Below are 8,861 nucleotides of genomic sequence, written 5' to 3'. Positions count from 1 at the left end.
TTCTGCCGGGGATCTCAGGTCCCACTATCATGAACATCATGGGCCGTGAGGACATGGTGGCTATCCACGCTGTCGCCAACGAAGACGAAGTCAACGGTGTGATCACGATGCTCAAGAGCATCGGTGCCACAGGAATACTCGTGATGCCAATCGATAGGATGGTACTGTGACATGCTCACCTTCGAACTAGGGAAGATGACGGTCGACCAGCTCAATGCGGTCTTGACTCGGCAGGGCGTCGACCTTTCTGACGCGATTGAGAAGGTTCGGCCGATTGTGGAGGGCGTCCGTGTTGGTGGCGACAGAAGACTCATCGAGTTTGCACGTTCATTGGACGGATTCAAACGCGGACCGCTCACAGTCCCGAAGGAGGAGATACGTTCTGCGAGGACCATGATCCCAGGGGAACTCCTTCGCGCACTGACGGTGGCGAAGAAGAGGATCGAGAGATTCCACTCGAAGCAGGTCCTGAAGCCGTTCGAGTTCAGAGATGATTGTTGCACCCTCGGACAGAAGGTGGTGCCTTTGGAGCGAGTCGGGGTCTATGTCCCAGGCGGCACCGCCGACTACATGTCCACAGTCCTCATGGCCTGCGTCCCGGCAAGGATCGCCGGGGTCGGGGAGATTGCGTTATGCACTCCAGGCAGGGCCGGAAGGGTGCCTGACGCCATACTGGCCTCTGCATATCTCTGTGGCATCACGGAGGTCCACGCGGTCGGAGGAGCCCACAGCATCGCAGCGATGGCATACGGTACAGAGTCGATTCCCAGAGTGCAGAAGATCGTCGGCCCTGGAGGCGCGTTCGTCACCGCTGCCAAGCTCCTTGTGAGGAACGATTGCGAAATAGACTTCCTTGCAGGTCCGTCGGAGATACTCGTCATCGCAGATATCCATGCGGATCCGCAGATGATCGCATCTGACATGCTCGCCCAGCTCGAGCACGACCCGCTCGCGCGTGCTGTTCTAGTGACTGATTCGAGGAAGGTCGCTGATAAGATCTGCGAGGAATTGGATTTGCAGCTTGCCAAGGCTATCAGGAGCGAAATCGCCTCCAAGGCTGCTGAGAAAGGCGCGATTTGCGTCGTCGCGAGGTCGATCTCGGAAGCAGTCAGGTTTGCGAACTCTTACGCCCCTGAACACCTGCTTCTTGATGTCGGGAAACCAGACCGCCTCCTTGATGACGTCAGGAACGCCGGCTCCGTATTCCTTGGGAGGTACTCCTCGGTGGCATTCGGGGATTACTGTTCAGGTACCAACCATATTCTCCCGACGAAGGGCGTTGCCTCGATGCGTTCTTCGCTCTCGGTTTATGATTTCCTCAAGATCATACCGTACCAGAGCATTAGCGAGGCGGGAGCGATCAAGCTATCTAAGATCGTGAACGTCTTGGCGCGTTCGGAAGGTCTTCCCGCTCACGCGGAGGCGGCTTTGACCCGTTCGAGGAGAATGAGCAAATGACGTCCGTCGGCGAGCTGAAGCGGAAGACGCTGGGAACACTGGCGAAGCCCACCTATTCCATATCGAGGAAGGACATGGTCCTTCTCAACGACAACGCGAACCTATTCGGTGTGAACCCAGCTGCAATTGAAACGGCAGAGAGGTTCGACTTCTCAAGGCTCTGGGCGTATCCCAGCGAGAGCTCGGATGCGCTAAGGGAAAGGATCGCTTCCGAGTTCGGGGTCTCCTCGGACGAGGTGATAGTGGGGAACGGGTCAGATGAGTTGCTCGACATCACTTCGAAGTGCTTCATCAACCCAGGCGATGCACTCTGTTCGCCCACGCCGACGTTCAGCATGTACAAGTTCTACGGCAGGTTGCACTTGGCGAGGATTGCCGAGAAGATGCTGAGGAAAGACTTCTCGCTAGATGCAGAGCCGATCTTGGAAGAGCGCGCGAAGATCGTTGCGATTTGTCAGCCGAACAATCCGACAGCCCGTCTATTCGACATGGCCGCGGTGAGACGAATATTGAACGAATCGTTCGGGCTCGTCATGCTGGACGAGGCATACGCTGACTTCTGTGGCTCAAACATGCTGCAAGAGGTCATGAACTCTGAACACTCCCTCGATATGAGGACCTTCTCCAAAGCCTATGGGATTGCGGGGCTCCGAATCGGCTATGCGATTTCCAGGAAGGAGGTCATAGACGAGCTCCGGGCGGTCAGAACTCCGTTCGGACTCAATTCCTTCGCAGAGGCCGTGGCAGTGAACGCATTGGACAACCGAGAATGGGTTCACCAGATGGTCTCCAGGATGAAGACAGAGCGTGCCTACCTCGCCCCGAAGCTGGAATCGTTGGGGTTCATTGTCTATCCTTCGGACTGTAATTTCCTGTTGTGCAAATCGCCTGTTCCGAGCACGGCGTTGGTGTCGGCGCTGAGAGGAGAGGGGGTGGCAATTAGGGACTGCAACGCGTACCCGCTGCTTGAGAACCATGTCAGGGTGACGGTCGGGCCGAGGGAAATGCTCGACAAGTTGCTGGAAAAGTTGGAGCATCTACTTGTTGGAGGGCAGCAATGAGGATTTCCCTAATGGACTATGGTGTCGGGAACCTGTTCAGTATCTCCAAGGGGCTGGAGAGGGCGGGAGCAGAGGTCCAGATCGTGACAGACCCAAAGTTGCTGCTCTCGGCCGACTGCATTGTTTTCCCTGGCGTGGGAGCCTTTGGCGCCGCCATGGATGTGCTCAGACCAAGGCTCCCTGACCTGAGGAAGTCGATCAACGGAGGCACGCCCACACTGGGCGTCTGTCTCGGCATGCAGATACTCTTCGAGCGTAGCGAGGAATCACCCGGTGAAGGCATCTGCATACTGAAAGGAGATGTCAAGAAGCTGAAGAGCGGCCGAATACCCCAGATGGGCTGGAACGATGTCGTTGCCCGGGACGACCCTCTCTTCAGTGGAATCCCGCACGTGACCCAGTTCTATTTCGCGAACTCGTACATCTGCAGGTCGAAGGCAAAGGTCGAGATAGCAGAGACCGAATACGGTGAGAGGTTCGCATCTGCGGTACGCCAGGGTGTGGTCTGCGGCGTGCAGTTCCATCCAGAGAAGAGCGGTCCCGCGGGGTTGCGATTACTAGAGAACTTCGTGAAGTTGGCGGAGGGGTCAGCTTGAAGGTCATACCGGCAATCGATGTCAAGGGAGGTAGCTGCGTCCAGCTTGTCGGTGGAAAACCGGGCACTGAGAAGGTGAGGATCGAGGATGTCATGGGAGTCGCTAGGCGGTGGGAGAAGGACGGCGCCGAGATGATCCACGTGATCGACCTTGACTCAGCCCTTGGCACTGGCAACAATGAATCCCTGGTCGAGATGGTGATTGCTGCGGTCGATATCCCGGTGCAGGTCGGGGGAGGCATAAGGTCGGAGGCGCAGGTCCAGAGGCTGTTCGACATTGGTTGTGAAAGGGTCATCGTTGGCACAAGGGCCATCCAGGATAGACCCTTCATCGAGAAGCTGGCAAGCGAATATCCAGAGAGTATAGTCGTTGCGATAGACGCTGTCTCAAACGAAGTCCTCATCAAAGGTTGGCAGGAGAGCTCCGGAAAGGAGCTGCTGTCCGTTGCAGCGGAGATGGATGAGTTGCCGATCTTCGGTTTCTTGTACACGAACATAGAGGTGGAGGGCAGGCTGCAGGGGATAGACCCTATTGCAATTCAGGCGCTGATGACCGCAGTCACAAAACCCTTGATTGTCTCCGGCGGCATCACGACGATGGGTGACTTGGACCAGCTCCAGAGGATGGGCGCGCACTCAGCGGTCGTGGGCATGGCGATATACACTGGCAATATAGATTTCAAGAAGGCTGTGAGGGGGTTCAGATGAGCTATCAGAGAAGTGCCCGAAAGGCAGAATTGACTAGGAAGACGAAGGAGACGATCATCAGATTGAAGCTCAACATCGACGGCTCCGGCAGGTGCAAGTGCGAGATGCCGGACGAGTTCCTGAGGCACATGGTGGAGACTCTTGCCAAGTACTCGGGGGTCGACCTCGAAATCACTGCAGAAGGAGACATCGCGCACCACCTCGTAGAGGATGTGGCAATCGCTATCGGCCGGGCTTTCAGGGAGGCCTTGGGCGATGGACCAATCAAGAGGATAGCAAGCGCCACAGTCCCGATGGATGAGTCCTTAGTACAGGTCACGGTCGACCTCATCGACAGACCGTTCGCGCACTTCGATGTCCCAGACCAGATGTACGAGCATTTCGTGCGGTCATTCGCGATGGAGCTCAGAGCCACTGTGCACTCGGTGGTCTTGAGGGGGAAGGACCATCATCACATAGTCGAAGCCACCTTCAAAGCACTCGGACTAGCTCTCAAGGACGCGATGGCTTCCTCCGCGACGACGTTGTCAACGAAATCGAATGTGAAGTGGAGGATCGCCTGATGCCTTTGACGAAGCGGATCATACCTTGTCTGGACGTCAAGGATGGCGTAGTCGTCAAGGGCGTGTGCTTCAAGAACCTCAGGAGCGTGGGTGATCCACCCGAACTGGCGGTCGAATACCAGAACCAGGGAGCCGATGAGATAGTGTTCCTTGATGTGAACGCGTCGGTCGCGGGAGCGGAGACCCTTCGCGCGGCGGTTCAGAAGACCGCGGAGACCTTGTTCATTCCGCTGACCGTCGGCGGGGGCATCAGATCGTTCGCAGACGTCAGGGCGACGCTCAAGGCTGGCGCCGACAAGACCTCGATAAACAGCGCTGCCGTCGAGAAACCATCCCTGATAGCGGAGTGTGCTGAGGCGTTCGGGAGCCAATGCATGGTGGTCGCGATAGATGCCAAGCGCAGTAGCAATGACTGTTGGGAAGTATTCACTTACTCGGGCACGAGAGCGACTGGAATCGATGCAATAGAATGGTCCAAGGAGGTATGCGAGAGAGGAGCTGGGGAGATACTCCTCACGAGCATGGACGCCGATGGAACGAAGATGGGCTTCGATATAGAGCTGACTAGGCAGGTGGTTCGTGCTGTGAATGTGCCTGTCATAGCCTCCGGCGGCTGCGGCACCATCGATCATATCTTCGAAGTGCTGACCAAGGGTGAGGCGGATGCAGCCCTCGCAGCATCGATATTTCACTTCGGCGAGCACACGGTCGCCGATGTCAAGCGGGTCCTTGAATCGAAAGGCGTTTCAATAAGGAAGGGTGCGGGATAATGAGCGAGAAGCAAGAGCTTGTGCCGGTGATTGTACAGGATGTTAGGAATAACAACGTTCTGATGCTCGCCTACATGAACGAAGAGGCGCTTAAGCTGACTAAGAAGACAGGTTTGATGCATTACTGGAGCAGGTCGAGAAACGCGATCTGGAAGAAGGGGGAGACCTCCGGAAACTTCCAGAAGTGCGTCGAACTCATGACCGACTGCGACGGAGACGCGATGTTGGCAAGGGTCGAGCAGACGGGGGTTGCATGTCATACGGGGAGCTATTCGTGCTTCTACAAGGAGCCAATCCACCAGAGCGATGTGGTCTCTCAATTGTGGAAGGTATTCGCCGAGCGGAAGGCGACCGAGTCTGAATCGTCATACACTGTCAAGCTGCTTAAGAACAGGAACCTTCTCCTGAAGAAGATCGCCGAGGAGAGCTCGGAGGTCATCATCGCGGCGAAGGACAAATCCAGAGAGGAGATAGTATATGAGGCAGGGGACCTGCTGTATCATCTGATGGTCCTGCTGTTCGACGAAGGCATAACGATGGATGACATCTATGGGGAACTGGAGGGACGAAGGAAATGAGGGCTAGACGATGCGATTTCCATATGCACACGACCTTGAGCGACGGCGATCTTCTCCCGATGGAGATGATCAGAAGGGCAGCGGCTGCCGACCACCGCGCGATCGCCCTGACGGACCACGCATCCTTCTCCAACATCGAAGAGGTCGTCAGAGCACTTGAGAAAGACTGCGAGAAATCCGATGCCTGGGGCATTCAGGCGATTCCTGGCGTGGAGCTGACCCATGTCCCCGTCAGGTATCTGGACGACGCGATAAGGAAGTCGCGGAAGGCGGGGGCGGAGTTGATAGTCGTTCATGGCGAGACCCCCGTCGAGCCGGTGGAGAAGGGGACGAATGGAAAGGCGGTGGCGAACCCGGATGTGGACATCCTAGCACACCCGGGCATGATATCTGCTGATGAGGTGGAACTCGCTGCCGAGAACGATGTCTATCTGGAGATCACGTGCCGTGGAGGCCATTCACTTGCCAATGGTCATGTCGCATCGCTCGCGAGGGAGATGAAGGCGAAACTCGTTGTCAACACTGATGCCCATTCCACAGAGGACCTGAGCTCGATGGCTTTCTCGAACACTGTTGCTCGGGGAGCGGGGATGCTACCTGAAGAGATTCGTGCGGCACTTGTCTCTGCACCTGAGGAGATCCTGAAAAGACTTGGGAGACTGTAGGATTGGGCGCATCGAAGTCGGTACTCAGAGCCGTTTTGATTTGGCCCACTCCCTGCTAAGTCTGAAATAGTCTGCCTGTACATCTTCGGTGGTGAGAAGATGGCAATTGTCAGCATATCCGTCCCTGAGGAGCTTCTCGGACGCTTCGACGAGGTTCTTGCCACCAAGGGCTTCAGGTCTCGATCGGACGCTGTGCGAGAGTCGATGCGGTCTTTCGTCGATGAGGTTGAGTGGGAAAGCGCCGAAGGCGAGAATCAGATTGTCATAACGATGATTTACGATGAGATCGGCCCGAGAGGCGAACTCTCCGTCTTACAGCACAGATACGAAGAGATCCAGATGATGCTTCATCTGCACATCGAAAAAGGACAATGCATGGAGGTCTTCATTGCTAGAGGCCCAAATAGCAGGCTTAGGGAGATACTCGGGAAGATTAGGAAGGTAAAAGGCGTCAGATCCATCAGGTTCATCTCGACCTCACGCTCGATCGACTAGAACCGAGTCATCGTCGGTCTTGCTTCTGTACTGTTAGATCGGACGAGGGCAGAATGCAGGATATCTGGATCAGGATATAGGCCTCTGGGACCTGCTTGAGATCACCATCAGGGCGTTATCCAGTTCAGAATAATCCCGTATGACTGTATCCGCCTGGCGCTCGCCGTTCAGCGGGAGCTTCTTCCCGGTTGGGTTGTACCATATTGTCCAAAGACCAGCTCTCTTGGCGCCGGAGATGTCCGCGTCGAACTTGTCTCCGATCATGACAGTCTCCTCAGGTGCGCACTTCAGTTTCCGCAATATCGCCTTGAAGAAGGCCACGTCTGGTTTTGAGGCTCCCAACTCCTTCGCGGTGACGACTTCGTGGAAATAGCGATCAAGACCAACGCGTTCAAGAGCGTTTATGACTAACCCAGGTCCTGAGTCGGTTGCATTTGAAGCGAGCACAAGTCGATAGATCGGCTGGGCGAACGCCAGCGCTCTCTCGATTCCAGGAACGGCTTCCACGGTTGGCCAATGTGCCATGGGTCCGGAGGACTCTGGAAACACCTTCATCACTGTGTCTCCCCAGTCGAATATGAGCGCACGGATCATCCTCACAGCCCCACATCGAAGATAGGTGAGGACGCTAATCAAGTAGTCTGATAATGAACCAGCGCTTAGAACGGTCCGATTGCGGAGAGTGAATTCGGGAGTGCTCCCGCCGGGATTTGAACCCGGGTATCGAACTTTCACCGGCCTGCCGCGAAAAGCAGCCGCGAGAGGCTCGAATGATTGGCCGGACTACACTACGGGAGCTCGGTGTATCGCTCCAAAAAGGATGGCCTTACATAAAGGTTTGGTACTCAAGGTTCGGGAGCAACAAAGTACTTGCCTTCAGTCATCAATGAACCGTGCCAGCAGGTGATATGTTGCAGAGGTTCAGCTCGAAGAAGGTCATCCACGTTTTCTCCCCCAAGAACAGACCCGCGCACTCGGTTGAGAATGGAGAGATGGTCGTGGTCGAATCCCCCGACTGTTTCTCCGGCCTCGTCAAGACCTCCAAGAAGCTGTTCGAGGACGTCCCCATGGAGCGTGTGAATCCAGCCACTGGCCCCGTCAGAGTCGATGGCATGTCCGCAGGCGAGACTCTCTGCATCTCCATCGAGAAAATAAAATGCGGTCCCTTAGGAATCATCATGTGCTCCCCCGAGCTCGGAATCCTTTGCGAGGATGTCAGGAAATCGAGAACTAAGATAGTAGAGATCAGAGGCAACAAGGCGAAGTTCTCCGACGACCTGTCGATAGACCTCAACCCTCACGTAGGCGTGCTTGGCGTGTCCCCAGCGAAGGGCGAGTTCCCGACATTCCACCCTGGCGATCACGGAGGGAACATGGACACGGTGGAGGCGAGAGAAGGGTCAAAGGTCTATCTGCCGACCTTCGTCGACGGTGCGATGTTCGCTCTGGGGGATGTCCACGCAGCGATGGGAGACGGGGAGGTCTGCGGTACCGGGATCGAGGTCCCGGCCGAGGTGACCCTTAGTCTTTCCAAAGCAGATGATATTGAGGTACGAAGGCCGATGATCGAGACTCCCACGGAATGGTTGTCCTACGCTGCCGCTAAGACTCTTGACAAAGCGGCAAAGCTGGCGACCTCCGACCTAGTCAGATTCATGGAATCCGTCCTGCGGAGACCCCCAATTCATTGGGGGAGGAAGCAGGTCGCCCGACCCTCCGCAACTTCTGATCCCTGATATACCTCGCTATCGCTTCCGCAGACACATGCCCCACCGTCCCAATGTAATAGCTCGGGCTCCATAGATGCCCCTGTCGGAACATTGTCCGCAGGACTGGATGCTCGTCGAACAACACCCTCGCGCTGATCCCTTTCAGAGCCTTTACGATCCCGACAGGAGATTCCGTCGGGGGTGCTCCGATGAAGAGATGCACATGGTCGGCCATCACTTCCAGCTCCTTGACTTCCGA

13 protein-coding genes and 1 tRNA gene are annotated in these 8,861 nt (G+C 56.1%); 11 read left to right on the top strand and 3 right to left on the bottom strand.

What is annotated here, in order from left to right:
* From KJ653_04375 to KJ653_04330, 10 genes are all read left to right on the top strand, one after another.
* Positions 1–170: ATP phosphoribosyltransferase (locus KJ653_04375; protein ID MBU0685068.1), on the top strand; the 170-nt coding region annotated here is incomplete at its 5' end.
* 1 nt (position 171) lies between these two features.
* On the top strand, positions 172–1,458 hold the full coding sequence (hisD, locus tag KJ653_04370) for a histidinol dehydrogenase (GenBank protein MBU0685067.1): 1,287 nt from the start codon (positions 172–174) through the stop codon (positions 1,456–1,458).
* Complete coding sequence (gene hisC, locus KJ653_04365) at positions 1,455–2,519, top strand: histidinol-phosphate transaminase (protein ID MBU0685066.1); 1,065 nt, start codon at positions 1,455–1,457, stop codon at positions 2,517–2,519. Before hisD ends, hisC begins: the two co-directional genes overlap by 4 nt.
* A complete protein-coding gene (hisH, locus tag KJ653_04360) occupies positions 2,516–3,115 on the top strand; it encodes an imidazole glycerol phosphate synthase subunit HisH (protein ID MBU0685065.1) in 600 nt (199 codons plus the stop codon). The genes hisC and hisH overlap by 4 nt, the downstream gene beginning before the upstream one ends.
* On the top strand, positions 3,112–3,822 hold the full coding sequence (locus KJ653_04355) for a 1-(5-phosphoribosyl)-5-[(5-phosphoribosylamino)methylideneamino]imidazole-4-carboxamide isomerase (protein ID MBU0685064.1): 711 nt from the start codon (positions 3,112–3,114) through the stop codon (positions 3,820–3,822). Before hisH ends, KJ653_04355 begins: the two co-directional genes overlap by 4 nt.
* Positions 3,819–4,385, top strand: a complete 567-nt coding sequence (locus KJ653_04350; protein MBU0685063.1) for an imidazoleglycerol-phosphate dehydratase — start codon at positions 3,819–3,821, stop codon at positions 4,383–4,385. Before KJ653_04355 ends, KJ653_04350 begins: the two co-directional genes overlap by 4 nt.
* Positions 4,385–5,155: an imidazole glycerol phosphate synthase subunit HisF gene (gene hisF, locus KJ653_04345; GenBank protein ID MBU0685062.1), complete on the top strand. Its 771-nt coding sequence runs from the start codon at positions 4,385–4,387 to the stop codon at positions 5,153–5,155. Before KJ653_04350 ends, hisF begins: the two co-directional genes overlap by 1 nt.
* Positions 5,155–5,733 (top strand): bifunctional phosphoribosyl-AMP cyclohydrolase/phosphoribosyl-ATP diphosphatase HisIE, encoded by a 579-nt coding sequence (locus KJ653_04340; GenBank protein ID MBU0685061.1) that lies wholly within the window; start codon positions 5,155–5,157, stop codon positions 5,731–5,733. The genes hisF and KJ653_04340 overlap by 1 nt, the downstream gene beginning before the upstream one ends.
* Entirely contained in the window at positions 5,730–6,398 is a 669-nt protein-coding gene (locus tag KJ653_04335; protein ID MBU0685060.1) for a histidinol phosphate phosphatase domain-containing protein, read from the top strand. The genes KJ653_04340 and KJ653_04335 overlap by 4 nt, the downstream gene beginning before the upstream one ends.
* Positions 6,399–6,497: 99 nt before the next feature.
* The gene (locus KJ653_04330) at positions 6,498–6,893 is read left to right on the top strand and encodes a CopG family ribbon-helix-helix protein (GenBank protein ID MBU0685059.1); all 396 of its coding nucleotides are present in this window, start codon (positions 6,498–6,500) and stop codon (positions 6,891–6,893) included.
* 69 nt (positions 6,894–6,962) lie between these two features.
* Here the strand turns inward: KJ653_04330 and KJ653_04325 are convergent, their stop codons facing one another.
* Together KJ653_04325 and KJ653_04320 are read right to left on the bottom strand one after the other, a co-directional pair.
* Positions 6,963–7,493, bottom strand: a complete 531-nt coding sequence (locus KJ653_04325; protein MBU0685058.1) for an HAD family hydrolase — start codon at positions 7,491–7,493, stop codon at positions 6,963–6,965.
* A gap of 95 nt (positions 7,494–7,588) precedes the next feature.
* Positions 7,589–7,691 (bottom strand) — tRNA-Glu (locus KJ653_04320).
* A gap of 95 nt (positions 7,692–7,786) precedes the next feature.
* On the opposite strand from KJ653_04320, the gene KJ653_04315 reads away from it, so the two are divergent.
* Entirely contained in the window at positions 7,787–8,629 is an 843-nt protein-coding gene (locus KJ653_04315) for an acetamidase/formamidase family protein (GenBank protein ID MBU0685057.1), read from the top strand.
* Here the strand turns inward: KJ653_04315 and tnpA are convergent.
* Positions 8,547–8,861: IS200/IS605 family transposase (gene tnpA / locus KJ653_04310; GenBank protein ID MBU0685056.1), on the bottom strand; the 315-nt coding region annotated here is incomplete at its 5' end. The genes KJ653_04315 and tnpA overlap by 83 nt on opposite strands.

The organism is Candidatus Thermoplasmatota archaeon (assembly GCA_018814355.1).
In the GTDB taxonomy this organism is placed as follows: domain Archaea; phylum Thermoplasmatota; class Thermoplasmata; order UBA10834; family UBA10834; genus COMBO-56-21.
This window is presented reverse-complemented; position numbering and strand designations above follow the sequence as displayed.

Bases quoted from the DNA above. Each gene is read 5' to 3' on its own strand.
- hisD (MBU0685067.1), top strand. From the start codon at position 172: ATGCTCACCTTCGAACTAGGGAAGATGACGGTCGACCAGCTCAATGCG.
- KJ653_04335 (MBU0685060.1), top strand. From the start codon at position 5,730: ATGAGGGCTAGACGATGCGATTTCCATATGCACACGACCTTGAGCGAC.
- hisH (MBU0685065.1), top strand. From the start codon at position 2,516: ATGAGGATTTCCCTAATGGACTATGGTGTCGGGAACCTGTTCAGTATC.
- KJ653_04330 (MBU0685059.1), top strand. From the start codon at position 6,498: ATGGCAATTGTCAGCATATCCGTCCCTGAGGAGCTTCTCGGACGCTTC.
- KJ653_04340 (MBU0685061.1), top strand. From the start codon at position 5,155: ATGAGCGAGAAGCAAGAGCTTGTGCCGGTGATTGTACAGGATGTTAGG.
- hisC (MBU0685066.1), top strand. From the start codon at position 1,455: ATGACGTCCGTCGGCGAGCTGAAGCGGAAGACGCTGGGAACACTGGCG.
- KJ653_04350 (MBU0685063.1), top strand. From the start codon at position 3,819: ATGAGCTATCAGAGAAGTGCCCGAAAGGCAGAATTGACTAGGAAGACG.
- hisF (MBU0685062.1), top strand. From the start codon at position 4,385: ATGCCTTTGACGAAGCGGATCATACCTTGTCTGGACGTCAAGGATGGC.